Origin of the sequence: Novosphingobium sp. (assembly GCF_027531025.1) — a bacterium.
Classification (GTDB): domain Bacteria; phylum Pseudomonadota; class Alphaproteobacteria; order Sphingomonadales; family Sphingomonadaceae; genus Novosphingobium.
This window is the reverse complement of record NZ_JAPZQX010000004.1, coordinates 214,008-239,576: the sequence shown is the minus strand read 5'-3', so window position 1 is coordinate 239,576 and position 25,569 is coordinate 214,008. Positions and strand designations below refer to the sequence as shown.

The following is a 25,569-nucleotide window of genomic DNA, read 5'->3' as shown; positions in this document are numbered from 1 at the left end:
GGGGTAATCCTGTGCGCTCAGGTTTGCGATCAGCGCGGGCAGTCAGGGGCCCGGCGCCACCCGGCGCAGCAGCCCGCCCGCCGTCGCCGCCAGCACGGCCAGCAGCAGGAACAGCGCCGGAAAGCCGAACATCGGGACCAGGGCCATGGCCAGCCAGGGCATGACCAGCGATGGCACGGTATTGGCCAGGTTGAATAGGCCCAGGTCGCGCCCGCGCCGGTCGGGGCGGGGCAGGATCCGCAGCGTCTGCGCCGAATGCAGCGCCAGGAATACGGCGCTGGCCAGGCCAAACAGGCCATAGGCCAGCATGGCCCCGGCAAGGCCGGTGGTGAGCGCCATGGCCAGCAGGCCCAGCGCCGAGATCAGCGCGCAGACCTGCAAGGGCGCGATCGGGCGATCGTTCCGGTCCGACCAGCGCCCCACGAACAGCGCCAGCGGGGCCGAAACCAGCATGATCGCGCTGAACAGCCGCGCGGTCTGGTTATCCGTCACCGTGGGATCGAGGCTGACCAGCCAGAACAGCAGATAGGCGAACAGCGTCGCCTCGGCGATCTGGACTGCCAGCCGCGCCAGCCACATCCGGAGCACCCCGCCGGGCAGTCGCGCTGTCTGGGCCGCGGGAGTGGTCGCTTCGGGCGAAGATGGTTCCGCCGGTAAGGCGGCCGTCCCGCCTTCGCCCACCGGGGGCCTGGTCAGCAGTACCGGCAACACGCAGAGCGCCACCATTGCCGCCACCAGCCACAATCGCTGGTCGTCGTTGGCAAGGCCGGGCTGGGTCACGATCGCACCGGACAATGCGCCCAGCCCCGGTGCAAAGGCCATCAGCCCGCCGAGCAGCCCCTTGCGCGAATCAGGCACCACATCGCCCGCCCAGGCCGCCAGCGGGCCCAGCATCATGTTGAGCGCCAGTTGCCAGCCGACAATCGCGAAGATCAGCTCGGGCAGGGTTGCCGCCCGGCCGGTCAGCACCAGCAGCACGCAGGACAAGACCAGGCCCGCACCGATCCAGCCGCGCCGGTTGCGGGTGATGTCGCAGAGATAGCCGAACAGGATCCCGGCCGTGCTCGCGGCGATCGCTCCGGCCAGGGCAATATAGGCCAGCCAGTCGACCCCCGCCGCTTGCCCGGCCAGCGTCGCGACACGGGCCGGCAACAGGATCGTCAGCAGTGGGACATAGCCAATCGTCCCACCCGCCCAGGCAAGCGCATAGAGCAGGACGAAGCGGTCAGCCGCCCGGTCAGCCACCGACTGCGCCCGACGGCGGGGCAACCGATTCGCGCACGAAAATGCTCGCCTTGACCACGGTCAGCGCCTTGGGCGGGGCCTCGCCTTTCTGCGCGGCGATCAGCAGTTCGACCGCTTTCGAAGTGGTCGCGGCGATGGGCTGGTCCACGGCGGTCAGCGGCGGCTGGGTGAAATGCACCAGCGGGGTGTTGTCGAAGCTGATCAGCGAAAGGTCCTGCGGCACTGCGAGATCGAGCAGCCGCGCCACTTCCAGCGTGGCCAGCGCCATCTGGTCATTGCTTGCGATGATCGCGGTGGGCCGGACCGTGCCGTTCAGCAGTTCCCCGGCGGCGGTTACCCCAGAGGCAAAGCTGAAATCGCCCTCGGCCAGCAGACCATCGGTGCTGAGGCCTGCGGCAGCCATGGCCTGGCGCCAGCCATCGACACGCCAGCCGCTCAGCGCATATTCGCGCGATCCGGCGATGAAGCCGATCGCCCGGTGGCCGCGCTCAATCAGGTATTCGGTAGCCTGGCGCGCCGAACCCTCGTCATCCATCGATACCGGGATGCCTTCCCCGTTCTGGATCGAGCCAATCCGCACGAAGGGGATCTTCTGGTCGGCCAGGAAGCTGACGATCTGCGGATTGTCGGAATGCGGCGGGGTCAGGATGATCCCGTCGGGCTGGAGCGCGGCAATCGCGCCCGAAAGCTCGCGCTCGACATGGTCGGAATGGGTGTCGACCAGTTCGAAGATCAGGCGATAGCCATGTTCGGCGCACTTCAGCATGCCGCCCAGCAGCATCTGGTCGACCCAGTCGGTCCCCTGCCGCGCACGCCAGTCCTCGATCGTGCGATCGCGGTCGTTGATCGCCAGGATCAGGTAGGATCGCGATCCGCTCATCCGCTGGGCCGCGATCGAGGGGACATAGCCCAGCTTGTCGATCGAGGCCTGGACCCGCTCCTTCATTTCCGGGCGGACGTTCGGCTCGTTGTTGATGACGCGGCTGACGGTTTGCAACGAGACGCCGGCATCGGCCGCCACGTGCTTGATTGTCACCGCCTGGCGGCGTCTCGCCATGCGTAGTTTTCCCCCTTTACCCCGTCACTTGCCGGAAGCCGTCCCACCGACCTCAGGCTTTTGCCAGATGCGGACCCAATCGACTTCCATCCGCTTGGGATAGCCGTCCAGCCGCACGCCGCCAACCCCGCGCGTTTCGGCCAGCTTGCCGCCGATGGCAAGGTTCAGGATCAGGTGAAACGGCTGGTCGAACGGCGCGCCCGGATTGGTCGATCCGGTGGTCGACCATTCATTGGCCTTGCGTTCGGCAAAGGTGCGGCCATCGACCTGCCAGACCATGCGGTCTGGATACCACTCGATCGCATAGGTGTGAAAGCCGCCGTCCAGCACTTCGGGGAACGGCACTTCCTCACCCTTGTGCTTGTTGTTCGGCCACTTGCCGCCAAAGTGCAGCGTGCCCAGGATCGTGTTTTCGCGCCCGCCGGGGCACTTGGCGCAGGGCACCCCCAGGTTGACCGCTTCCAAGATATCGATCTCGCCCGAGGCGGCCCAGGAGCCGTAGCGGTCCTTTTCCGGCAGCATCCAGATCGCCGGCCAGGTACCCTGACCCTGCGGTAACTTCGCCCGGATCTCGAACTTGCCATAACGCCAAGCTGCCTTGCCCTTGGTGGATAGGCGAGCCGAAGTATACGGCTTTGTTACCAAAGCGTTTGGCCACTGCACCGATCCCCACATGTGCATAGGCCAAGCGGCCCCGGTTGCCTGTTCGCGCCGGGCGCTAATAACAAGTGCACCGTTTTCAATCGTGGCATTACGATTGCCGTCGCGATAGCACTGTTGCTCATCATTGCCGCCGCCCCAGCAATCAACATCGAAGCCCCACTTCTTCTTGTCGATCTTGGACCCGTCGAACTCGTCTGACCAGACCATCGTCCAGCCATCCTCCGAAGACTGCTGGGCCGGCGATGCGGCAACCGCTAAGGAACCCACCAGAACAGTACCAATAGTCGAAAACTTCTGAATAGTCATGATATCTTCCCAATCGGACAACAAAAAATGGGCCTCTGCAATTGCAGAGGCCCATTCCTGCCCCCAATCCTCCCAGATCAGAAGTCGAAGCGCGCGAGGAACGTGAATCGCCGGTCGTTGCGGAATGCCGAGCGAGTGATCCGTGTGCCAGAGAAGTCTACCACCTGCGATGTGCGGGTTACCGAATCGAGCAGGTTCACTCCCTGGATACCGAGCTTGAGCTGCTTGTTGACGGTCACGAAGATAGAGGCATCGAGCTGACCACCGCTTTCCTGCCAAATCGGCGAGAACGGGAAGATGTCATCACGCGGAGTGATCAGAAAGTCCGACCGCCAATTATAAGCGGCACGCATCGATAGCGGCCCCTTTTCATAGAAAATCACCGCGTTGAGCGTATGCTTTGAAATCCCGGCGAGTGGCTGCTGTGAGGCAAACAAGCTCCGGTTGTTCGCGAGGTCGGGATTCGTGAACTGACCACCATCAACATACGTATAGGTCAACTGTGAGCCAAAGCCACTTAACAAGCCAGGCAACATATCATAGGTTTGCTGGTAGCTCAGCTCAAAGCCCTTGAGCGTACCACCAAGTTCGTTACTCGGCCCGTTGACCTCGACATTGAGTGTAGTTCCACCCCCACTCGTATAATCGACTAGATTTTGGCCGCCACTAACAATTCCGCTAATTTCTTTGAGGAAGAACGAAGCCGTAAGCGACCCGACATCATCGAAGTACCATTCAGCCGAGAGGTCATAATTCCACGAGGTCACAGGACGCACATTACGGTTGCCTGTAAACAATTGGAACAATGGCCCTGTTGCCAAGGTGCCTTCCGAGCGCAGGTCATTGGTATTATCACCAATCTGCCCCCCCGCCCGGAACAGCTGCAGTTCCGGACGTGCAATATTCTTCGAAACCGCGCCGCGGATGAGCAAGCCACCGCCAAGGTCGAACCGCACGTTGAAACTCGGAAGCCAATGATCGAAAATGATGTCACGATCATCGACCAGAATCTCACCAGTGTGCGCCGCAGCGAACTCTGCAAGGCGAGTCGCCGAGAGTGAACAGTAGCCAGGTAATGGTTGCGTCGGCGGCGCGAGCAGACAGGCCTGCTGGATCTCTGCTACCTGTACCCGGCCGTCACCGTTCGCACCTGGGGAATTGTCAAAGAAGAAGGGATTAGGGAAGGCCAGCAGTCCGGCGGTCTTCACTTTGGTACTGACATAGCGCAGGCCGAAATTGCCTTTCACGTTGGCTCCGCCATCGAACTGCTTGCCGAAATCGATCCGCGCATAGGCTGCCTTGGTTACCTCACCCACGACGGATATTTCAGATGGACAGAAAGGATCGCACTGTACCGGTGTCGACTGACCAAGCACGCTGGCCGTTCGGTTGTTCACTCCGAAGAACGGATTAGGCGTCTGCGAGAAGGTATTGATCTTCTGCGCCTGGCTCAGCGTGGTGCCCGCAAGATACTCGCCAATGAAGTCGTCGCCGCCATAAAACCAAGCGGCGCCATTAGCGATCGGGATTGGCGCGCTGCCACGCTGAAAACCTGAGGCGAAAGGATTGCGAACCTGTGAGAACCCTGGGAACTCGTCGGTGAACGCGCCACCGCCAGTGGCGAATTCCTGGCCCGGCAGACCAGTATAGAGACGGCCCGGGGTAAATCCAGCCCATGATGGGGTGAACGGGCCCGAACCCTGAAAACAGCCCGGCCCGCCGCCCCAAGGTGCACAACCTGCGCGTCCTGCCCACGGCGCCGATAGGTTACCCCAAGTGCTAAACGCAGTGTCACGGGTTGTTCGATCGCGATCTGACCAGCGGGCGCCAAAACGAGCCGCCTTGAAGAAGCCATCATCACTAAGGTCGTATTCGGCATCGAACCGTAAGCTATCAAGCTCACCATCGTTACGCTCGACACTGTCCAGCAGGAACCAATAGTAGGTATAGAACCCGCTCGAAAAATAGTTTGCCGGCGCTCCAGCAGGAGCGAGGAACTGCACCTGCGGAGTATTTCCACGAAGGTCGAGATCGATATCGGCCCAAGTGTTCATAACACCGATGATCGAATCGCGACGCAAGTTCGAACTGATGTGCTGGCCTTCGAAGTTGAAGCGCAACCGATCAGTCGCCTCGAAATCGATATCAATCGAGTAGTCCTCGGTGTCGGCCTTAGCACGCCGCTGAAAACGCAACGACTCCATTGGAATTCCACCAAACGGGCTAGCATACCCGCCTGCATTGCTCTGGGTAAGGCGACCAGCTGTAAAGACCCCGTTGCCATCGAACTGCCAAGTGCTGCCAGGCGCCTGGACCGGGAACAGGTTGTCATCATTGACCAGGGCCAGGATCGCAAATTCGTCCGTGAAGAACTCGGTCTCCGAACGGAGATATTCGGCGGTGAGTAACAGGCGGCGGTCATTACTTTCGAACTGAAACACTCCTGAGTAAGCGCGGCGGTCGCGCTCGAGGTCGGTAGTACGAACACCCGCACCCTTCGGCACGATCACCGTATTGGGCGGCGGGAAGTTCGCCGACGTGAAGTTCTGGGTCGATCCAAACCCGCCTGAGCCAACGGGAACGACGCGGAAGCAGCCACCAGTAAGTGAGCGGTCTCGAAAGCACGGATCGGTGACCTGCGAAGCATCGGTGCGGCTCACCAGCTCAGACTGAGCATAGCCCGCCTGGAAACCGAAGGTGCCGATCCCAGTTTCGAAGGTAGCTGAGCCAAGCAACGAAAAACCAGGGGACCAATCTTTGGCAAGGTCGCCTACATTGCCCTCAAGCGTGCCCGAGAGATGCAAACCTCGATTATCGAGAGGCTTGCGAGTGACTAGATTGACCGTCCCGGCGATGCCGCCATCTACCATGTCGGCGGTCACATTTTTGAACACTTCGACCCGAGCGAGCTGCTCTGGCGAAACGTCGTTGAAGCTCAGTTCGCGGCCACCCGTAGCAGAGAAAATGTCACGACCGTTGAGCTCGGAACGGACAAAAGGAAGGCCGCGTATGATCACTCCGGTCCCCTCGACCGAGAAGCGGTCGGGGTCCGAACTCTTCTCGAACCGACCAATGTTTACGCCGGGCACGCGCTGCAACGATTCAGCAACTGAGCGATCAGGAAGCGCACCAATATCTTCAGCAGTGATCGCGTCGACGAATGTGTCAGACTTGCGCTTCACATCCTGCGCACTTTTCAGCGATGCGCGGTAGCCAGTGACGATGATTTCCTCGCCGTCGACTGCATCTTCGGACTTTTGATCGTCGGCTTCCGCGCCCTTCATCTCCTGCGCAAGTGCTGGCGTGGCGATCATCGCCGCGAGCACCAGAGTCGATGCAGTACCCAACGTCGTAAGCAGGCGCGACCGACGCGAATCGGAATGATCAAAGCGAGACAAGCCAACCTCCCCAACCACTAACATTTTTCGCGCGAACGCGATTTCTTGCCGTTGGTGTATATTTCGAAATGTGAGCGTTCACAAGCGAAAAATGAACGTTCACATTTGGGCTTTCGATAGCTGACAAAAAATGGCATTTAGCCGATCGAAGCGAGTAAGAGCGCCCTACGGAGATTAGGCAAGACATGAAGCACGGAACACCGATTAAGCGCATTGTGATCGTCGGTGGTGGCACAGCGGGCTGGATGGCTGCCGCAGTGCTGTCTCGCTTACGCGTCAATAACCGTCTCGAAATTACACTAGTCGAGTCCGAAGCCATCGGCACCGTTGGGGTGGGCGAAGCGACCATACCACCCTTCGTAGAGTTCAACCAACTGCTCGAGATTGACGAGCGTGAGCTGCTCGCCGCTGTCCAGGGCAGCTTCAAGCTTGGCATTCAATTCGTCAATTGGGGCAAGTTGGGTGACAGCTACATTCACCCCTTCGGCGCTTACGGCTATCAAATCGGGGGCATCTCGTTCCACCAGATCTGGCACCGTTTGCGAAATGAGGGCGATCGGCGGCCAATCCAGGTTTTCAATGTCGAGACCATGGCCGCCCACTTTGGTCGATTCGCAAGGACCCAAGACTACGCGCGGGATGACCTTCCCCCGGTCAACTACGCTTATCACCTCGATGCTGGGCGCTATGCCCGGTTCCTGCGTAAATACGCCGAAAAGCGCGGCGTCGTGCGAATGGAAGGCCAGATAGCTGATGTTCGGCTAGATCCCGAAAGCGGCTTCATCACATCTGTCCAGCTTCAGAGCGGCGAGGAGTTGGAAGGTGAGCTATTTGTCGACTGCTCGGGTTTTCGCGGGCTGCTGATAGAAAAGGCACTGAAGACCGGGTATGAGGACTGGTCAAAATTCCTGCCCTGCGACCGCGCGGTTGCCTTACCCTGCCTGCGCGAAGACGGCAGCCAGGCCCCGCCTTACACTCGCGCCACCGCCCATTCCGCCGGCTGGCAATGGCAAGTTCCCCTGCAGCACCGCAACGGCAACGGCCATGTCTATTGCAGCAGCTTCATGAATGATGACGAGGCGCTCGACATCTTAGTCAACAATATCGCCGGCAAGCCTGGCGCCGATCCCAACTTTTTGCGCTTCACCACCGGTCGCCGAAAGAAATTTTGGAACAAGAACGTAGTCGCACTCGGTCTTGCCGCTGGATTCATGGAGCCGCTTGAATCGACGTCGATCCACCTCATCAACACCGGGATCAACAAGCTAGTCGCGCTTCTCTCGCTCGATGGCATCACCCAAACACAAGAAGACGCCTTCAACCGGCTTACGGGCAAGGAATATGCGCGGATTAGGGATTTCCTGATTCTGCACTACAATGCCACCAGCCGAACGGATTCAGAATTCTGGGATCACTGCCGGACGATGACAGTGCCTGACACGCTCGCCGAGAAGACCGAACTTTTTCGGATGAACGGCCAGATCTTCCGTGAAGAGGACGAGTTGTTCACCGAGACCAGCTGGGCCGCGGTCATGATGGGTCAAGGTGTGGTCATGGGCGGCCACAGCGCTGTGGCCGACACATTCGACTCTTCAACCACGCGCCGCGAATTCGACGAAATGGAAAAGTCTATCCGTTATGTCGTCGAGCGCATGCCGATGCACGGCGACTACCTCAGCAGGTACTGCCCCGCAAGAGCCTAGAGTACTGCAGCTTGCCGATCACCTTCTCGGGCTTATACTTCCGGGTGATCCATGCCTGCTTCCTGACCATTTCTGCCAATTCTAAATTAGCAAAGGGCTGACTAAGAGAGGGAAAGATCTCGCGCGCATCGACATGTTTATGCATGTCAATTTGGTCGCGGCCAGCGCGTGGCAGCCAACTTGCGAGGCCAAGATTTACGGCTCTGCGTGAACAATTAGTCAACCTAATTTGAAACCGGCCAGATAACGGACGGCCAAGCCGTAGCCGACGATCCCCAGTCCGGAGATTACCCCGGTCACCGCTGGGGTCATCAGCGAATTCTTGCGCCACTCTTCCTCGCGGCGGTGGATATTGGAGATGTGCACTTCCACCACCGGGCAGTCGACCATCTTCAGGGCGTCAAGCACGGGATAGCCCGCATAGGAGAAGGCGGCGGGATTGATCACGATGCCAGCGAGGCCGCTGCGGCCCTGCTGGATCCACTCGACCATCTCGTGTTCGGCGTTCGTCTGGCGAAAGTCGATCGCCAGCCCGGCGGCCTCGGCTTCGGCGCGGCACAGGGCCTCGACATCGGCAAGGGTGGCGCTGCCATAGACGTCTGGCTCGCGGGTGCCGAGCAGGTTGAGGTTGGGTCCGTTGAGGACGAGGATCGTTCCGGCCATTGCGCGCCAAGCTCCCTGTTGCGCCACCGGCCTTATCGCAAACCGGGAAAGTCGCAAACCTCACGCGTGTGGCAATTGTCTTGCATGTTATAAGCCTGCTTATTATATGGCTGCCCATGACCCCCTCGGTTGCCTATCTGCTGAGCGATTCCGCGCGACTGCTGCGGCGGGCCTTCGATGCGCGGATGCGCACCCTGGGCGTCACTGGCCCGCAGGCCCGCCTGCTGCTGGTGCTTGGCCTGCACGAGGGGCAGAACCAGGGCTTCTATGCCGAGCAGCTGGATGTCGAGGCGATCACCCTGTGCCGCATGCTCGATCGCATGGAGGAAGCCGCCCTGATCGAACGCCGCCGCGATCCGGCCGATCGCCGCGCCTGGCGGGTGCACCTGACCGAGGCCGGCCAGGCCCTGTTGCCGCAATTGCGCGATGGGGTCGCCCCGATGGTCGAGGCCATGCTGGCCGGGCTGGACCCGGCCGAGCGCGAACGCTTCGGACACCTGCTCGAACAGGTGCGCAGCAACCTGACCCGCGACCTGACCCCCGAGGTAGCCACCCATGGCTGAAGCCGATCCGACGATGCCCACCGCGGCGCAGGTGGCCAGCGAACCGCACAAGCGCAACTGGCAGCGCCTGATCCTGATGGGCGCAGTGCCGCTGCTGGTGCTGCTGGGCGGGCTGGTCTACTGGTACAGCCTGCAGGGCAAGGCCAGCACCGACAACGCCTATGTCAAGCTCGACAAGGTCTCGGTCAGTTCCGAGATCGGCGGCAAGATCGTGGCCGTGGCCGTGCGCGAGGACCAGCAGGTCAAGCCCGGCGACCTGCTGTTCCGGATCGATCCCGAACCCTATGCGCTGCAATTGCGCCAGGCCGATGCCAGCATCGCCGCCGCGCAGGCCAATGTCTCCGCCCTGGCCAATGCCAGCGCGCTGTCCGGTGCCGATCTGACCGCCGCGCGCGAGAACATTGCCTTCGCCCGCACCAACCTGAGCCGGCAGCAGGCGCTGTGGGAACGCGGCTTCACCACCAAGGCCGCGCTCGATGCGGCGAAGCACCAGGTCGCCAGCGCCGAGGCCCAGCTTGACCAGGCAGTCGCCAAGCAGCGCGAGGCCGGAGCCAAGCTGGCGACCGGGGCCCAGGTCCCCGGCATCAACCCGCAGATCGCCGCGGCCACGGCCCAGCGCGCCCTGGCCGAGCTGCAGTTGCGCCGCACCGAGGTGCGTGCGCCGATCGGCGGGACAATCGCCCAGGCCGACCGCCTGCTGGTGGGGCAGGAAGCGATCGCCGGCCTGCCAGTGCTGACCATCGTTGCCCGCCAGGGCAGCTATGTCGAAGCCAATTTCAAGGAAACCGACCTCGCTGACATGCGGGTCGGCCAGCGGGCCGAAGTCCGCTTCGATGCCTATCCCGGGGTCAGGCTGAAAGGCCATGTTGCCGCAATCGGCGCTGGCACGGGCAGCGAGTTCTCGGTCCTGCCGGCCCAGAACGCGACCGGCAACTGGGTCAAGGTCACCCAGCGGGTGCCGGTGCGGATCGTGCTCGACGAACCCAGCCCGCGCGAACTGATTGCCGGCCTGTCCAGCAAGGTCACGGTTTACACCGCAGAGCAACGCTGATCATGGCCAGCCGGGCCGCCCCGCATTCCCCGGCCAGAATGGCAGGGACGGAAGACGCCGAAGACAAGGCCATGCTCCCGGTCGACAGCCCGCTGCTGCTGACCACGGGGATCATGCTGGCCTCGCTGCTGCAGATCCTCGACACGACCATCGCCAACGTCGCGGTCCCGGACATGCAAGCGGCGCTGGGGGCCACGCCGGACACGATCAGCTGGGTGCTGACCAGCTATATCGTGGCCATGGCCGTGACCATGCCGCTGACCGGCTGGCTGGCCGACCGGGTGGGATCGCGCAACCTGTTCATCTGGTCCGTCGCGGGCTTCATCCTGTCCTCGATGCTGTGCGGCATGGCCCAGAATCTGGAACAGATGGTACTGTTCCGGGCGCTGCAAGGGGCAACCGGGGCCTTCATCGGCCCGCTCAGCCAGGCGGCGATGATCGATACCAACAAACCATCGCGCCAGCCCCAGATGATGGCGCTGTGGGGCATGGGGATCATGGTCGGGCCGATCCTGGGCCCGTTCCTGGGTGGCTGGCTAACCGAGAACTGGAACTGGCGCTGGGTATTCTATGTCAACGTGCCGCTGGGGGCGATCTCGCTGGCGATCCTGCTGGCCGAGTTGCCATCCCGCCCGCGCACCAGCCGACGGTTCGACCTGATTGGCTTTGCCCTGCTCGCGCTGTGCCTGGGCGCGATCCAGATGCTGCTGGATCGGGGCAACCATGTCGACTGGTTCGATGCGGCCGAAAGCTGGATCTACCTGGGCCTCGCCCTTTCGGCCGGGTGGATGGCGGGGGTGCATTTCGCCACAACGCCGCAGCCGCTGTTCGATCGCGGCCTCTTCGCCAATCCCAACTTCATCGTGGCGATCGTCTTCATGGTCCTGATCGGCGTCGTGATGTTCGCCACCATGGCCCTGCTGCCGCCAATGCTGCAGCACCTGTTCGGCTATGGCGTGATCGATACGGGCGTTGCGCTGGTCCCGCGCGGGGTCGGCACGCTGATCTCGATGCAGTTGTCCGGCGTGCTGGTGCGGCGCGGAGTGGATCCGCGCATCCTGGTTGCGCTGGGCTTCACCATTGCCGCCATTTCGCTGTGGGACATGGCCACCTGGTCGCTGGCAGTTGACCAGCAGCAGATCATGCTGGCCGGCCTGATCCAGGGGATCGGGCTGGGCTTTGTCTTCATCCCGCTCAACGCCAGCGCATTTTCCACCCTGCCGCCGCCGCTGCGGACCGATGGTGCCAGCCTGCTCAACCTGTCGCGTTCGATCGGCTCGTCGATCGGGATTGCGGTGATGACGGCGCTGACTGCCCGGTCGATCCAGGTCAGCCACAACGACCTGGCCAGCCATGTCACCGCATCGGCCAGCTCCATGATCGACGTATCGACCGCCGACCGGTTCCAGCAGGCGGGCGAGGCCGCACTGCGGATGATCGATGCCGAGGTCAACCGGCAGGCGGCGATGATCGCCTATGTCAACGATTTCCACCTGATGATGTGGCTGTCGCTGATAGCCGTGCCGCTGACCCTGCTGCTGCGCCGCCCACCACCCACGGCGGGGCGCTTTTAGTCGCGCGGCTGCTTGCGCTGCAGCCCCGAACGCTTGCACGAGGCAACCAGTTCGCCGCGCTGGTTGAAAGCCTGGTGCAGGAAGGTGACGATCCCGGCATCGGGCCGCGACTTCGATTCGCGCAGTTCCAGCACTTCGGTGACGATGTTGAGCGTATCGCCAACAAACACGGGCCTCGGAAACCGCACCTCGTCCCAGCCCAGGTTCGCCACGGCCGTGCCCAGCGTGGTGTCCCCCACGCTGACGCCCACCATCAGGCTGAGCGTGAAGCACGAATTGACCAGCACCTGGCCATATTCGCTGCCCTTCATGTATTCGGCATCGAGGTGCAGCTGCGCCGGATTGTGCGACAGCGTGGTGAACAGGACATTGTCCGTTTCGGTAACGGTGCGGCGGATCGCGTGCTCGAACCGCTGGCCCACGGTCAACTCGTCAAACCAGACTCCCGGCATGGTGCAATCTCCCTAGCTGCGGAACACGACCGTACGCCCGCCATTCAGCAGCACCCGGTCTTCAAGGTGGAGCCGCACCGCCTCGGCCAGCACGCGGCGCTCGATATCGCGGCCCTTGCGGACCAGGTCATCGGGGCTGTCGGCATGGCTGATCGGTTCGACATCCTGGTGGATGATCGGCCCTTCGTCGAGGTCGGCGGTAACATAATGCGCGGTGGCCCCGATCATCTTCACCCCGCGGGCATGGGCCTGGTGATAGGGCTTGGCCCCCTTGAAGCCCGGCAGGAACGAATGGTGGATATTGATGCAGCGCCCGGCCAGGTCCGCCGCCAGGGCATCGGACAGCACCTGCATGTAGCGCGCCAGGACCACCAGTTCCGCGCCGCTTTGGGCAATCAGCGCGCGCAGTGCCGCTTCCTGCTGTGGCTTGGTTTCCGCCGTGATCGGCAGGTGATGATAGGGCGCGTCGACCGGCAGGACCGCGCTCAATGCCTCGCGCGGATGATTGCCAGCGATCGCCACCACCTCCATCGGCAGTTCGCCGATCCGCTGGCGATAGATCAGGTCGGCCAGGCAGTGATCGAACTTGCTGACCAGGATCAGCACCTTGCGGAGGGCATCGGCCCGGCGCAGCGACCAGGCCATGCCCAGCTCGCCAGCCAAGCCGGCCAGCGCCGCCTGATACTGCGCCAATTCCGCCGCACCCGGCGCAAAGGCCACGCGCATGAAGAACTGGCCGTCTTCCAGGTCGTTGAATTGCTGCGCCTCGAGGATGTTGCCGCCCAGGCCGAACAGCAGCCCGGTAACCCGCGCGGTAATGCCGGGCCGGTCGCAGCAGGACAGGGTCAGGATCAGGCGGTCGGGCATGCTCGGTCCTTTGCAGGTGCGCCCCGCTCTTGGCGAATGTGCAGGCATTTGCCAACACTGTGCCATGCGGTTCTTCTTTTACGGTACACTTCAGGCCGGCAGCCCGAACCCGGTGGCGCGCCGGATCCACGCCCGGCTGGTGGCGGAAGGGCCTGGTCAGGTGCGCGGGGCACTACACGCCGTGCCCGACCGGGACGGCTGGTTTCCAGCCCTGCTGGGTGGGCCGGGGATCGTGCATGGTGAGGTCTATGGCGCCGGGCCGGATTTCGCGCCCGCGGACCTTGCCACGATGGACGCTTACGAGGACTTTGATCCGGCCGATCCGACGCGCTCGCTGTACCTGCGGCGCAGCCTGCCGCTGGTTTCGGGCGGAGTGGTTCAGGTCTATTGCTTCAACCAGCCGCTGCCGCCGGGTGCCCGGCCGATCCCGGATGGCGACTTTCGCCGCTGGCTGGCTGCCGCCAATCTGCCCGAATTCGGCGGCGGGCGCGGGCATTGAGGCTTGCATTCGCGCCGATTCCCGCTTACGGGCGCGCCCTTCATTGACACGGATTCGATGACCGGCCTGGCTATCAAGGGCTGCCATGGCGGGTTGGACGTGTCTCGAACAAGGAGACGAAAATGCCCAAGCTCAAGACGAAGAGCGGCGTGAAGAAGCGCTTCAAGCTCACCGCCACTGGCAAGGTGAAGCATGGTGTTGCCGGCAAGCGCCACCGCCTGATCAGCCATAACGGCAAGTACATCCGCCAGAATCGCGGCACCGACGTCATTTCCGACGCCGATGCCAAGACGATCAAGAAGTGGGCGCCCTACGGGCTCAACTGAGGAGTACTGAAAGATGAGCCGTATCAAGCGGGGTGTTACCACCCGTGCCAAGCACAAGCGGATTCTGGATCAGGCCAAGGGTTACCGCGGCCGCCGCAAGAACACGATCCGCGTTGCCCGTCAGGCGGTCGAAAAGGCCGGCCAGTACGCCTATCGCGACCGCAAGGTTAAGAAGCGGACCTTCCGCGCCCTGTGGATCCAGCGCATCAACGCTGCCGTCCGCGCCGAAGGCCTGACCTATTCGCAGTTCATCCATGGCGCCAAGCTGGCCGGCATCGAGCTGGACCGCAAGGCGATGGCCGACCTGGCGATGAACGAAGGCGGCGTGTTCACCGCCGTGATCGCCCAGGCCAAGGCCGCGCTGCCGGCCTGAACCCGTTGCCACATGGCATAGCGCAAGGGGCGCGGGTGGCCTGGCCATCCGCGCCCCTTTCCGTTTGAGCGGGCGCGGTTCGCGCTGCCATCATCCCGGGACAGCCGCCTGCACTGACACCCCCCTGCCCGGCACCAGCCTTGAACCTGCGACAAAATGCCACACCTCCGGCCTTGCCAAGCGGCACCGGTCCGGCCTAGCCTCGTTGCAACAGGGGAAGGCGGGGTATCCTTCGGTGTCGCGAGACTTGCAGATTGCAGTGCGTTTTCACGCGCCGCCAGCGGCTTTGCAGCGCTATTTCACCACGTTCTACATCACCGAGATCGACCTGCCCGAAGCGGGGCGGGTGTGCGATGCGCTGCAGCCGGAATGGGCCAACCTGCGCTTTTTCACCGGCAGTCGCCCGAAGGCCTGGATCGAGGGTGGCTGCCGGATCGAAGGGGCGCGGTTCGTGGCGACCGGGCCATCGAACCGCTCGGCCAATTTCGAGCTGGGCAAGTCGCGGTTCTGGGGGATCGGCCTGCTCCCGCTGGGCTGGGCGCGATTTGTCGGGCTACCGGCCGATCAGCATGCCAACCTGATCGCCGATGGCCACGATCACCCCGCTTTCGCCCGCTTCACCGCCCTCGCTGACAGCCTGTTCTCCACCGATGGCGATGAGCAGGCCGAGCTGGAGCGGATCATGGCCTTCTTCTCCGCCCTGCCCGAACTCGACCCGGCGGAGGAGGCGCGGATCCTGGCGATCCATTCCGCCCTGGTCGATCCGCTGGTGGCATCGGTGGGCGAACTGGTCGAACGCGTCGGCATCGGCCAGCGCACGGTTGAGCGGCTCTGCATGCGGGACTTCGGCTTTCCGCCCAAGCTGCTGCTGCGGCGCCAGCGGTTCATGCGCAGCCTGGCCCAGTTCATGCTCGACCGGTCGCTGAAATGGATCGGCGCGATCGATGGGCATTACCACGACCAGGCCCAATTTATCCGTGATTTCCGTGAGTTCATGGGCATGTCACCGCGCCAGTACGCGGCCCTGCCGCATCCCGTGCTGGAGCTGTTCATGCAAGAGCGGGCGCGGGTTCACGGGGCAGCAGCCCAGACTCTGGACGTCCCCGCCGGCACAGCACCGCGCGCGGCCTGACCCGCCTGGCGCAAAATGGGTTTTGACCCGGCCCGCAAGGCCGCTAAAGGCGCGGGTTCGACTGCCATGAAGACAGGAAAAGGCGCGGAAAATCGTGGACTATGCAGCAACCGGGGAAGCGGCGCTGGCGCGGATTGGCGCGGCGCAGGAACTTGACGCGCTGGAAGCCCTGCGGGTCGAGTTCCTGGGCAAGCAGGGTTCGATCTCGGGCCTGCTGAAGACGCTGGGCGGCATGTCGCCGGAGGAACGTCAGACGGTCGGCCCGCAGATCCATGCCCTGCGCGAAAGCGTGACCGCCGCCCTGGCCGAACGCAAGGAAGCGCTGGAATCCGCCGTTCTCGATGCCCGCCTCGCCGCCGAAACGGTTGACCTGACCCTTCCCGCCCCCGCCGCGCCGCGCGGGTCGATCCACCCGGTCAGCCAGGTGCTGGACGAGCTGGCGGAGATCTTCGCCGACCTTGGCTTCGCTGTCGCCACCGGTCCCGAGATCGAGGACGACTGGCACAATTTCACCGCGCTCAACATCCCCGAAAGCCACCCGGCGCGGGCGATGCATGACACCTTCTACTTCCCTGACTGTGACACAGCGGGGCGCAAGATGTTACTCCGCACGCACACCAGCCCCGTGCAGATCCGCTCGATGCTGCAGCACGGCGCCCCGATCCGGATCATCGCCCCGGGCCGGGTCTATCGCTCTGACAGCGACGCCACCCACACCCCGATGTTCCACCAGGTCGAAGGGCTGGTGATCGACAAGGGGATTACGCTCGGCCACCTCAAGTGGACGCTGGAAACATTCCTCAAGGCCTTCTTCGAGCGCGAGGACATCGTGCTGCGCCTGCGCCCCAGCTACTTCCCCTTCACCGAGCCTTCGGTGGAAGTCGACGTCGGCTTCGCGCTGGTAAACGGCAAGCGCGTCCTCGGCGGTTCGGGTGACGAACCCGGCCACGGCTGGATGGAGCTGCTGGGCAGCGGCATGGTCAATCGCAAGGTGATCGCCGCCGGGGGGCTCGATCCCGACGAGTGGCAGGGCTTTGCCTTCGGCGTCGGCGTCGATCGCCTCGCCATGCTGAAATACGGAATGGACGATCTGCGCGCCTTCTTCGATGGCGATGCGCGCTGGCTGGGCCACTATGGCTTCTCGGCGCTCGATGTCCCCACCCTTTCCGTTGGCGTGGGAGCACGCGCATGAAGTTCTCGCTCTCGTGGCTCAAGGACCACCTCGACACCACTGCCTCGGCCGAGGAAATCGCTGCCAAGCTCAACGCCATCGGGCTTGAGGTCGAAAGCGTCGAGAACCCGGCGGACAAGCTGGCCGGGTTCAAGGTCGCGCGCGTCCTTACCGCCGAACGCCACCCCAATGCCGACAAGCTGCAGGTGCTGTCGGTCGATACCGGGGATGGTCAGCCGCTGCAGGTCGTCTGCGGCGCGCCCAATGCCCGCGCCGGGCTGGTCGGCGTGCTGGGCCTGCCCGGTGCCGTGGTCCCCGCCGGCGGTTTCGAGCTGAAGAAGAGCGCGATCCGCGGCGTCGAGAGCAACGGCATGATGTGCTCCACCCGCGAGCTGGAGCTGGGCGACGATCACGACGGGATCATCGAACTGCCCGCCGATGCCCCGGTCGGCACGGCCTTTGCCGATTACCACGGTGCAGACCCGGTGTTCGACGTGGCGATCACCCCCAACCGGCCCGACTGCATGGGGGTTTACGGCATTGCCCGCGATCTCGCGGCGGCCGGCCTCGGCACGTTGAAGCCAATCGCTGTCCAGGCGGTTCCGGGCAGCTTCCCCTGCCCGCTGCCGATCCGCACCGACGATCCGGAAGGCTGCCCGGCCTTCTATGGCCGCGCGATCCGGGGCGTGAAGAACGGTGCCTCGCCCGACTGGATGCAGGCCCGGCTGAAGAGCGCGGGCCAGCGCCCGATCTCGGCCCTGGTCGACATCACCAATTACGTGATGCTGGCCTATGGCCGCCCGGCCCACGCCTATGACCTCGCCAAGCTGACCGGCGCAATCTTTGCCCGCCGCGCAGTCGATGGCGAAACCGTGCTGGCGCTGAACGGCAAGGAATACACGCTCGACAGCGCCATGACCGTGATCGCCGACGAGGCCGGGGTGCACGACATCGCCGGGATCATGGGCGGCGAACATTCCGGCTGTTCGGACGAGACGACCGACGTGCTGCTGGAAGTGGCCTACTTCGATCCGGTCCGGATTGGCGACACCGGCCGCAAGCTCAACCTGACTTCCGACGCCCGCGCCCGGTTCGAACGCGGGGTCGATCCGGCCTTCCTCGATGCGGGCCTTTCCATCCTGACCGAGCTGATCGTCGAGATCTGCGGCGGTGAACCGAGCGAGCCGGTCTTCGCGGGCGAGCCGCCGGCGGGCACCAAGGTGGTGGCCTATAGCCCGGCCCTGGCCGAAACGCTGGGCGGCGTGGCCATTCCCGATGACCAGCAGCGCGCCACCCTGCGCGCGCTGGGCTTTGCCAGCGATGCCCGCTGGAACGTGATCGTGCCGAGCTGGCGCCCCGATGTGGACGGCGCGGCCGACCTGGTCGAGGAAGTGGTCCGCATCCACGGGCTGGACAATATCGCTTCCACCCCGCTGCCGCGCATCGATGGCGTGGCCCGCCCCACAGCCACCCCGGCCCAGGCGCTGGAGCGCAAGGTACGCCGCGCCGCTGCCGCGCGCGGGCTGAACGAGGCGGTCACCTGGTCGTTCCTGCCCGAAGCCGAGGCCGAAGCCTTTGCCGATGGCAACGGCGGGCTGTGGGTGCTGGCCAATCCGATCAGCGAAGACATGAAGGCCATGCGCCCCTCGCTGCTGCCGGGGCTGCTCTCCGCCGCCAAGCGCAACCTCGATCGCGGCGCAACCGGCCTGCGGCTGTTCGAGCTGGGCCGCCGCTACCTGCGCGGAGAAGGTGGCCATTCGGACGAGCGGCTGACGCTGGGCGCGGTGCTGGCGGGCGAAAAGACCCCGCGCGGCTGGGCGACGGGCAAGGCGCAGGGCTTCGACGCCTTCGATGCCAAGGCCGAGGCCCTGGCCCTGCTGGCCGAGGCTGGCGCCCCGGTCGAGAACCTGCAGGTGATGGGTGAAGCGGGTCCACAGTTCCACCCCGGCCAGTCGGCCACGCTGCGCCTTGGCCCCAAGACAGTGCTGGCCCGCTTCGGCATGCTGCACCCCGCGCTGCTGAAGCAGTTCGATGTCGCCGGCCCGGTGGCCGCGGTCGAGCTGTTCCTCGATGCGATCCCGGCGAAGAAGGCGGCAGGCTTTGCCCGCGCCGCCTATGCCCCGCCCGCGCTGCAATCGGTAACCCGCGATTTCGCCTTCCTGGTCGATGCCGCGCTACCGGCCGGTGACCTGGTGCGGACCGTCAAAGGCGCGGACAAGGCCAATATCGTGGCCGTGCGCCTGTTCGACGATTTCCGGGGCCAGGGCGTGCCGGAAGGACAGAAATCGCTGGCAGTCGAAGTGACCCTGCAGCCCGGTGAAAAGAGCTTCACCGATGCCGAGATCAAGGCGATTGCCGAGCGGATCACCGCTGCGGCAGCCAAGCTGGGCGCGGTGCTGCGGGGGTAGGCATATGGGCAAGCTGGCACGCGTGCAGGTGATCGGCTTCACCGGCTTGCTGGCTTACCTGATTATTGCCGCGGCCAGCTATCGCCCGCTCATCGAGGATGCAATTGCACCGGCGCTTGCTGTTGGCGTCGTGGCCGGGCTGATTTCCTTGCTCCGGCCTCGGCTGGCGCTCGGCCTTGCCGGGCTGCCAGCAGCCCTGCTCTTGCTGACCGGTGCCGAGGCTGAAGGCCTCGCTCGCGGCGTGGTCTTGTCCCTCGGGCTTGCCTTGGGACTGGCCTTGGCGGTGGCGCTTGTCGCAGGCTGGCTCTTTGACCGGTTCAAACAACAGGAGCCGGGCGGCACGGCCTGAAGCCCGCGCGATAACCCGGCACCACCCGCCAAGACCGGGTCCGGCGTCGCTGCATCAGCAACGGCCGGGGTTGAAAGTCAGCCGCACTGCCCGCGGTGCAGCAACTTCTGGTCGGCCAGCACTAGCGCCATCATCGCTGCGACCACCGGCACCCCGCGAATGCCGACGCAGGGGTCATGGCGGCCCTTGGTGCGGATTTCGGTCGCCTGGCCATCGCGGTCGATGGTCTCCACGGGCGTCAGGATCGAGCTGGTCGGCTTGAAGGCTACGCGGACCTTGACCGGCTGGCCGGTGCTGATCCCGCCCGCGATGCCGCCGGCATGGTTGGCGAGGAACTCCGGTCCTGCGCTGCCGGGCCGCATCGGATCGGCGTTTTCCTCACCGCGCAGGCGCGCAGCGGCAAAGCCATCGCCGATTTCCACGCCCTTGACCGCGTTGATGCTCATCATCGCGGCGGCCAGTTCGGAATCGAGCTTGGCATAAAGCGGCGCGCCCCAACCGGCCGGCACCCCGGTAGCCACGCATTCAACCACCGCGCCGACCGAGGAACCGGCCAGCCGCGCCTCATCGACGATCTTTTCCCACCGCGCCGCCGCCGCCGGATCGGGGCAGAAGAACGGGTTGTTGCCGATTTCGGCGGCATCGAAGTTGGCGAGGTCGATCGCATCGCCGCCGATTTCGGCGACATAGCCGATGATCGTCACTTCCGGGATCACCAGCCGCGCGACGGCCCCGGCGGCCACCCGCGCGGCGGTCTCGCGCGCCGAGCTGCGCCCGCCGCCGCGATAGTCGCGAAAACCGTACTTGGCGTCATAGGCATAGTCGGCATGGCCCGGGCGATAGGCCTTGGCTACTTCAGAATAGTCCTTGGAGCGCTGGTCGACATTCTCGATCATCAGCGAGATCGGCGTGCCGGTGGTCTTGCCGTCGAACACGCCCGACAGGATCCGCACCGCGTCCGGCTCCTGCCGCTGGGTGGTGAACTTCGACTGGCCCGGGCGGCGCGCATCGAGGAACGGCTGGATCGCGGCTTCGCTGATCGCCAGCCCGGGCGGGCAGCCATCGACCACGGCACCCAGCGCCGGCCCGTGGCTTTCGCCCCAGGTGGTGAAACGCAGCAGACGGCCAAAGGTGTTGAACGACATGATGTGGCGGCTTTGACGGCAATGCGGTGAAAAGTCCACTAGCGAGCGCAGCCGCCAGTGCCTAGGAAGCGGGCATGTTCCTCGTGGTCTTCCGCAACCGCAAGCGCGCCGGGATGAGTGCTGCCGCCTATTCCGCCGATGCCGAGCGGATGGAAGCGCTGGCCCGCGCCCAGCTGGGCTTCGTCTCGTTCAAGAGCTATGTCGCCAACGATGGCGAGGTGATCGCCCTGTCCGAATGGGCCAGCGAGGACGCCGCGCGCGCCTGGGGCCGCCATCCGGACCACGCCGTGATCCAGCGCCGGGGCCGCGACGAATACTACGAGAGCTATACGCTCTACACCGCCGACAATCCCCGCACGCACCAGTTTGAAAGGCCGCCCGAGTGAGCGTTACCCTCTATGGCATTCCCAATTGCGACACGGTGAAGAAGGCTCGCGTCTGGCTGGACGGGCGCGGGATTGCCTATGCCTTTCATGACTACAAGAAGGCCGGGGCCCACGGCGGCAAGCTGGCCGAATGGTGCGCGGCGGCCGGGTGGGACAAGGTGCTGAACCGCGCCGGGACGTCCTTCAAGAAGCTGCCCGATGCAGACAAGGCCGATCTCGACGCGGGCAAGGCCGTGGCGCTGATGGCGGCCAATCCCAGCTGTATCAAGCGGCCGATCGTGGAGCACCCCGGCGGCCTGCTGGTCGGCTTCAAGGAAGCCGAGTGGGCGGCGGCGCTTTGATCCCGGCCTGGACCGAACTGGCGGGAGCCGCGCTGGGGCTGCTCAATGTCATCCTGCTGGTGCGGCGTTCGGTCTGGAACTTTCCGGCGGCGATGGCGATGGTCACGCTGGTCGGGTTCACCCTGTGGGAAGCCAAGCTTTACGCCGAAACCGGGCTGCAGGTGTTCTTCTTCGTCGTCAACGCCTGGGGCTGGTACCTGTGGTACACCGCGCGCGAGCCGGACCAGGTCGCCGTGCCGGTGGGCTGGATGACCGATCGCGCGCGGTTCGTCTGGGCTTCGGCCACGGCGCTGCTGTCGCTCTCGCTGGGCTGGATGCTGCACCGCTTTACCGATGCGGCCCTGCCCTTTGCGGATTCGGTGATCGCCGGGGCCAGCATCACCGCGCAGATCCTGCTTTCGCTCCGCCGGATCGAGAACTGGGTGCTGTGGATCGCGATCGATGTGCTGTCGGTGGCGCTCTACATCAACCGCGAGCTCTATTTCCTGGCCGGGCTCTATGTCGTGCTGGGGATCATGTCGGTGGTGGGGCTGCGCGAGTGGCGGGCGGCGGCGCGGGGATGATCCGGCTGTGTTTCCACGGCGCGGAAAGCACCGGCAAATCGACCCTGATCGCCAAGCTGGCGGGCGAGCTGGGCCTGCCCTTCGTCCCCGAATATGGCCGCGAATGGGCCGAGACGCGGGGCACGGACTTCACCCCCGAAGCCCTGCTGGCAATCGCCGCCGGGCAGGACGCGGCAATGCGCGCGGCGGCGGCGAGCAATCCGCCGCTGCTGCTGCTCGATACCGATCCGCTGATGACCGCGGCCTGGTATGCCATGCTCCACGGCGAGGTGCCGCCCGCCCTGCTCGCCTATGCCAAGGCCGAGCATTACCTGCTGTTCGATCCCGATGTGCCATGGGTGGCCGATGGCACCCGCTTCTTCGGCACGGCCGAGGCCCGCGCGCGCTTTGCCGCGCTGGCTGAAGAAGTGCTGGTAGGCACCGGCGTGCCCTTCACCCGCATCGGCGGCACTTGGACCGAACGTGAGGCCCAGGTGCGCGCTGTGATCAGGCGGCTATCACCGTAACGATGTAGTTAAGCGCCAGGTCGTCCGAGAGGTGCAAGCCCTTGAGCGGGGACCAGGCGATACCCTTTGGCTCGCCCATGACGAGGCCCACGCTCGCCAGCAGCTCGCCCAGTTCCTCGGGCGTGACGAAGTCCTCCCAGTGGTGCGTGCCGCGCGGGACCAGGCCGAGCCGCTCCGCCCCTTGGACCATCAGCAGCCGTGACTTGGTGGTGCGGTTGGGGGTGGACAGCACCATCAGCCCGCCAGGAGCGAGCGCGGCCTTCAGCGCGGCGAGGAAGGCCGGCTTGTCAGCCACATGCTCGATCACTTCCATCGAGGTGACCAGATCGAACCCGGCCAGGCCCAGTTCGGCCACATCGCCGCAGCGGTAATCGATCGACAGGCCGCCCCCCGCCGCATGAGCGCTGGCGACGGCAATGTTTTCTTGGGCAGCATCAACCCCGGTTACCGCCGCACCAAGCCGCGCCAGCGGCTCCGCCAGCAGCCCCGCCCCGCAGCCGACATCGAGCGCGCGCTTGCCTGTGAGCGGCCGAACCCCGCGCGAATCGGTGCCCCAATGGGCATCGATCGCCTCGCGCAGGAAAGCGAGGCGCACCGGCCCCAGCTTGTGCAGCATGGCCGAAGAGCCGTTCGGATCCCACCAATCGGCCGCAAGACGGCCAAAATGGGCGGCTTCTTCGGGCCGAATGGTCGCTCTGGAGGTTGCATTGCTCATGCGCGCTCCCTAACAGGGCGCGCGCCGCGGGGCGAGGGGTCTCGCGGGCAAGATTATTGCGGAAAGGTGCGTTCGGCGTGGCCCGCATCGTGATGAAATTCGGTGGCACATCGATGGCCGGGTCGGAACGGATCCGCCGCGTGGCCAATATCGTCCGCTGCCAGCAGGCCGCCGGGCACGAAGTGGCCGTGGTCGTTTCGGCCATGGCGGGGGAAACCGACCGGCTGGTCAACTTCTGCCGCGAGGCGAACCCGCTCTACGATCCGGCCGAGTACGACGTGGTCGTCGCTTCGGGCGAACAGGTCACCTCGGGCCTCCTCGCGCTGACGCTTCAGGCGCTGGGCTGCAAGGCGCGTTCATGGCTGGGCTGGCAATTGCCGATCCGCACCGACGATGCCCACAGCAAGGCCCGCATCGGCGAGATCGACAGCGACGCCCTGCTGGCCTCGATGGCGGCGGGCGAAATCGCGGTGATCCCCGGCTTCCAGGGCGTGACCGAGGATAACCGCATCACCACGCTGGGCCGAGGCGGTTCGGACACCTCGGCCGTGGCCGTGGCAGCCGCGATCAAGGCCGACCGGTGCGACATCTACACCGATGTCGACGGGGTCTATACCACTGACCCGCGGATCGTCGCCAAGGCGCGCAAGCTGAAGTACGTGACCTACGAGGAAATGCTCGAACTGGCCTCGGTCGGTTCGAAGGTGCTGCAGACCCGCTCGGTCAGCCTCGCCATGAAGGAAGGCGTGCGGGTCCAAGTGCTGTCGAGCTTTATCGACGATGATGCCACCCCGGCCGACGAAATCCCCGGCACGATGATCGTGTCCGACGAAGAACTCGCCAAGATCCAGGACGAAACCGATATGGAAAGCCAGCTGATCACCGGCATCGCCGCCGACAAGAACGAGGCCAAGATCATCCTGACCCGCGTGCCGGACCGTCCGGGCGCCGTGGCCACGATCTTCGGTCCGCTGGCCCAGGCCAATATCAACGTCGACATGATCATCCAGAACGTCGGCCGCGACAAGGGCGAGACCGACGTGACCTTCACCGTGCCTTCGGCCGACCTGCTGCGCGCGCAGACCCTGCTCGAAGCACAGAAGGAAGCGATCGGCTACAACCGGATCATCACCGACGGCAAGGTCGCCAAGATCAGCGTCGTCGGCGTCGGCATGCGCAGCCATGCGGGCGTGGCCAGCACGATGTTCCGGGCGATGGCCGATCGCGGGATCAACATCCAGGCGATCAGCACCAGCGAGATCAAGATTTCGGTCCTGATCGACGAGGACGAGACCGAACTGGCCGTCCGCGTGCTGCACACCGCCTATGGCATGGATGCTACGGACGCGGCGGCCTGATCCCGTAATCGATCCGGATCCGCACCCACTCCCCCACCTTTGAAACCCCGCCCACACGGGGCGGGCGGACCTTGAACTGCCAGGCGGCAGCCAGCACGGCGCGCTGGATGTTCGAACCTTGCGGGTATTCCGACAGGCCGACGCAGTCCTCAACCCGGAAATCGGGCGCGGTGCGGCAGGCGATCAGGGCAGAGCCCGGGCCGCTGGCGGTCGAGAGGTACCCGGCCAGCTCGCTGTCATAGGGTTCGCGATACCACGAGGCGGCATACATCGGCTGGCCATTGGGGGCCGAGCCGACCCGCTTGCTGTCGCCCGGCACGCCCAGGTCCGGCGGACCATAGGCGCGCGGCGCAGCGGACGGCACAGTGGGCTGGCGCGGCAGGTTGGCGATGTCGAACTGGTTGAGCTGACTGCGCGACAGCGGCACGATCGCGGGCGGCGGTTCGGCAACAGGGGCGACACTGGGTACCGGCACGGGCGGCACGTCGCGCGCCTGCTGCAAGGGGCTGGCCTTGCTGGCGGCTTCGGGCTGGGCGCGTTCCGGCTCGGCCTGCGGCGGGGCGGCGATATCGACACTGACGAGGCCGGGCGGGCGCTTGGGCGGGGTCTGATCGACCAGCCCCAAGGAAAGGATCGCCAGCACCAGCAGCGCCTCGACCACCAGCGCCAGGACCACGGCCACGGCGCGCTGGCTGGCGCGCGGGCGCAGCCGGGCGAGGCCGTCGGCGGGAAACTGGCGGAACAGGGAGATCAAG

26 protein-coding genes are annotated in these 25,569 nt (G+C 64.8%); 16 read left to right on the top strand and 10 right to left on the bottom strand.

What is annotated here, in order from left to right:
* Positions 1-42 precede the first annotated feature (42 nt).
* The 4 genes from O9281_RS07760 to O9281_RS07745 form a co-directional block, all read right to left on the bottom strand.
* Positions 43-1,245, bottom strand: coding sequence for an MFS transporter (locus tag O9281_RS07760; protein ID WP_298184335.1), 1,203 nt, complete (start codon positions 1,243-1,245; stop codon positions 43-45).
* Positions 1,238-2,302 (bottom strand): LacI family DNA-binding transcriptional regulator, encoded by a 1,065-nt coding sequence (locus tag O9281_RS07755; protein WP_298184334.1) that lies wholly within the window; start codon positions 2,300-2,302, stop codon positions 1,238-1,240. The genes O9281_RS07760 and O9281_RS07755 overlap by 8 nt, the downstream gene beginning before the upstream one ends.
* Before the next feature lie 24 nt (positions 2,303-2,326).
* Positions 2,327-3,271 carry a glycoside hydrolase family 16 protein gene (locus O9281_RS07750; protein ID WP_298184332.1) on the bottom strand — a complete coding sequence of 315 codons (945 nt, stop codon included), beginning with the start codon at positions 3,269-3,271 and terminating at the stop codon, positions 2,327-2,329.
* 77 nt (positions 3,272-3,348) lie between these two features.
* A complete protein-coding gene (locus O9281_RS07745; RefSeq protein WP_298184330.1) occupies positions 3,349-6,618 on the bottom strand; it encodes a TonB-dependent receptor in 3,270 nt (1,089 codons plus the stop codon).
* A gap of 236 nt (positions 6,619-6,854) precedes the next feature.
* Between O9281_RS07745 and O9281_RS07740 the strand changes: the two genes are divergently transcribed.
* Positions 6,855-8,372 (top strand): tryptophan halogenase family protein, encoded by a 1,518-nt coding sequence (locus tag O9281_RS07740; protein WP_298184329.1) that lies wholly within the window; start codon positions 6,855-6,857, stop codon positions 8,370-8,372.
* Between the two features lie 219 nt (positions 8,373-8,591).
* On the opposite strand, the gene O9281_RS07735 is transcribed toward O9281_RS07740, so the two are convergent.
* The gene (locus tag O9281_RS07735) at positions 8,592-9,035 is read right to left on the bottom strand and encodes a type II 3-dehydroquinate dehydratase (RefSeq protein ID WP_298184327.1); all 444 of its coding nucleotides are present in this window, start codon (positions 9,033-9,035) and stop codon (positions 8,592-8,594) included.
* A gap of 116 nt (positions 9,036-9,151) precedes the next feature.
* Between O9281_RS07735 and O9281_RS07730 the strand changes: the two genes are divergently transcribed.
* Genes O9281_RS07730 through O9281_RS07720 form a run of 3 tightly spaced genes read left to right on the top strand, consistent with a single transcriptional unit; the run spans position 9,152 to position 12,223 of the window.
* Complete coding sequence (locus O9281_RS07730) at positions 9,152-9,598, top strand: MarR family transcriptional regulator (RefSeq protein ID WP_298184325.1); 447 nt, start codon at positions 9,152-9,154, stop codon at positions 9,596-9,598.
* Positions 9,591-10,649 (top strand): HlyD family secretion protein, encoded by a 1,059-nt coding sequence (locus tag O9281_RS07725; protein WP_298184323.1) that lies wholly within the window; start codon positions 9,591-9,593, stop codon positions 10,647-10,649. Before O9281_RS07730 ends, O9281_RS07725 begins: the two co-directional genes overlap by 8 nt.
* A gap of 38 nt (positions 10,650-10,687) precedes the next feature.
* A complete protein-coding gene (locus O9281_RS07720) occupies positions 10,688-12,223 on the top strand; it encodes an MDR family MFS transporter (protein ID WP_298184321.1) in 1,536 nt (511 codons plus the stop codon).
* Here the strand turns inward: O9281_RS07720 and O9281_RS07715 are convergent.
* Together O9281_RS07715 and purU are read right to left on the bottom strand one after the other, a co-directional pair.
* Positions 12,220-12,675, bottom strand: coding sequence for a MaoC family dehydratase (locus O9281_RS07715; RefSeq protein WP_298184319.1), 456 nt, complete (start codon positions 12,673-12,675; stop codon positions 12,220-12,222). The genes O9281_RS07720 and O9281_RS07715 overlap by 4 nt on opposite strands.
* Positions 12,676-12,687: 12 nt before the next feature.
* The gene (gene purU, locus O9281_RS07710) at positions 12,688-13,542 is read right to left on the bottom strand and encodes a formyltetrahydrofolate deformylase (protein WP_298184317.1); all 855 of its coding nucleotides are present in this window, start codon (positions 13,540-13,542) and stop codon (positions 12,688-12,690) included.
* Between the two features lie 64 nt (positions 13,543-13,606).
* Between purU and O9281_RS07705 the strand changes: the two genes are divergently transcribed.
* The 7 genes from O9281_RS07705 (at position 13,607) to O9281_RS07675 (ending at position 19,800) form a co-directional block, all read left to right on the top strand.
* Complete coding sequence (locus O9281_RS07705; RefSeq protein ID WP_298184315.1) at positions 13,607-14,041, top strand: gamma-glutamylcyclotransferase; 435 nt, start codon at positions 13,607-13,609, stop codon at positions 14,039-14,041.
* Positions 14,042-14,163: 122 nt separating this feature from the next.
* Positions 14,164-14,367: a 50S ribosomal protein L35 gene (rpmI, locus tag O9281_RS07700; RefSeq protein WP_067536462.1), complete on the top strand. Its 204-nt coding sequence runs from the start codon at positions 14,164-14,166 to the stop codon at positions 14,365-14,367.
* Positions 14,368-14,380: 13 nt separating this feature from the next.
* Positions 14,381-14,740, top strand: coding sequence for a 50S ribosomal protein L20 (gene rplT, locus O9281_RS07695; protein WP_225205578.1), 360 nt, complete (start codon positions 14,381-14,383; stop codon positions 14,738-14,740).
* A 286-nt stretch (positions 14,741-15,026) separates the two neighbouring features.
* On the top strand, positions 15,027-15,872 hold the full coding sequence (locus O9281_RS07690) for an AraC family transcriptional regulator (RefSeq protein ID WP_298184307.1): 846 nt from the start codon (positions 15,027-15,029) through the stop codon (positions 15,870-15,872).
* A 94-nt stretch (positions 15,873-15,966) separates the two neighbouring features.
* Positions 15,967-17,064, top strand: a complete 1,098-nt coding sequence (gene pheS, locus O9281_RS07685; RefSeq protein WP_298184305.1) for a phenylalanine--tRNA ligase subunit alpha — start codon at positions 15,967-15,969, stop codon at positions 17,062-17,064.
* Positions 17,061-19,451: a phenylalanine--tRNA ligase subunit beta gene (pheT, locus tag O9281_RS07680; protein ID WP_298184303.1), complete on the top strand. Its 2,391-nt coding sequence runs from the start codon at positions 17,061-17,063 to the stop codon at positions 19,449-19,451. The genes pheS and pheT overlap by 4 nt, the downstream gene beginning before the upstream one ends.
* 4 nt (positions 19,452-19,455) lie before the next feature.
* Positions 19,456-19,800 (top strand): hypothetical protein, encoded by a 345-nt coding sequence (locus tag O9281_RS07675; RefSeq protein ID WP_298184301.1) that lies wholly within the window; start codon positions 19,456-19,458, stop codon positions 19,798-19,800.
* A gap of 77 nt (positions 19,801-19,877) precedes the next feature.
* Here O9281_RS07675 and aroC read toward each other — a convergent pair whose 3' ends face one another.
* Positions 19,878-20,945: a chorismate synthase gene (gene aroC, locus O9281_RS07670; RefSeq protein WP_298184299.1), complete on the bottom strand. Its 1,068-nt coding sequence runs from the start codon at positions 20,943-20,945 to the stop codon at positions 19,878-19,880.
* A gap of 74 nt (positions 20,946-21,019) precedes the next feature.
* Between aroC and O9281_RS07665 the strand changes: the two genes are divergently transcribed.
* From O9281_RS07665 to O9281_RS07650, 4 genes are read left to right on the top strand one after another with little or no spacing between them, the layout of a single operon-like run.
* Positions 21,020-21,331, top strand: coding sequence for an antibiotic biosynthesis monooxygenase (locus O9281_RS07665; RefSeq protein ID WP_298184298.1), 312 nt, complete (start codon positions 21,020-21,022; stop codon positions 21,329-21,331).
* Positions 21,328-21,672 (top strand): arsenate reductase, encoded by a 345-nt coding sequence (locus O9281_RS07660; protein WP_298184296.1) that lies wholly within the window; start codon positions 21,328-21,330, stop codon positions 21,670-21,672. Before O9281_RS07665 ends, O9281_RS07660 begins: the two co-directional genes overlap by 4 nt.
* Positions 21,654-22,235 (top strand): nicotinamide riboside transporter PnuC, encoded by a 582-nt coding sequence (gene pnuC / locus O9281_RS07655; protein ID WP_298184294.1) that lies wholly within the window; start codon positions 21,654-21,656, stop codon positions 22,233-22,235. Before O9281_RS07660 ends, pnuC begins: the two co-directional genes overlap by 19 nt.
* The gene (locus O9281_RS07650; RefSeq protein WP_298184293.1) at positions 22,232-22,741 is read left to right on the top strand and encodes an ATP-binding protein; all 510 of its coding nucleotides are present in this window, start codon (positions 22,232-22,234) and stop codon (positions 22,739-22,741) included. Before pnuC ends, O9281_RS07650 begins: the two co-directional genes overlap by 4 nt.
* Here O9281_RS07650 and ubiG read toward each other — a convergent pair.
* Positions 22,722-23,456 carry a bifunctional 2-polyprenyl-6-hydroxyphenol methylase/3-demethylubiquinol 3-O-methyltransferase UbiG gene (ubiG, locus tag O9281_RS07645; protein WP_298184291.1) on the bottom strand — a complete coding sequence of 245 codons (735 nt, stop codon included), beginning with the start codon at positions 23,454-23,456 and terminating at the stop codon, positions 22,722-22,724. The genes O9281_RS07650 and ubiG overlap by 20 nt on opposite strands.
* Before the next feature lie 77 nt (positions 23,457-23,533).
* Between ubiG and O9281_RS07640 the strand changes: the two genes are divergently transcribed.
* Positions 23,534-24,814, top strand: coding sequence for an aspartate kinase (locus O9281_RS07640; protein ID WP_298184289.1), 1,281 nt, complete (start codon positions 23,534-23,536; stop codon positions 24,812-24,814).
* Here O9281_RS07640 and O9281_RS07635 read toward each other — a convergent pair.
* Entirely contained in the window at positions 24,795-25,568 is a 774-nt protein-coding gene (locus tag O9281_RS07635) for a hypothetical protein (protein ID WP_298184287.1), read from the bottom strand. The two genes, O9281_RS07640 and O9281_RS07635, sit on opposite strands and share 20 nt — an antisense overlap.
* Position 25,569: the final 1 nt, after the last annotated feature.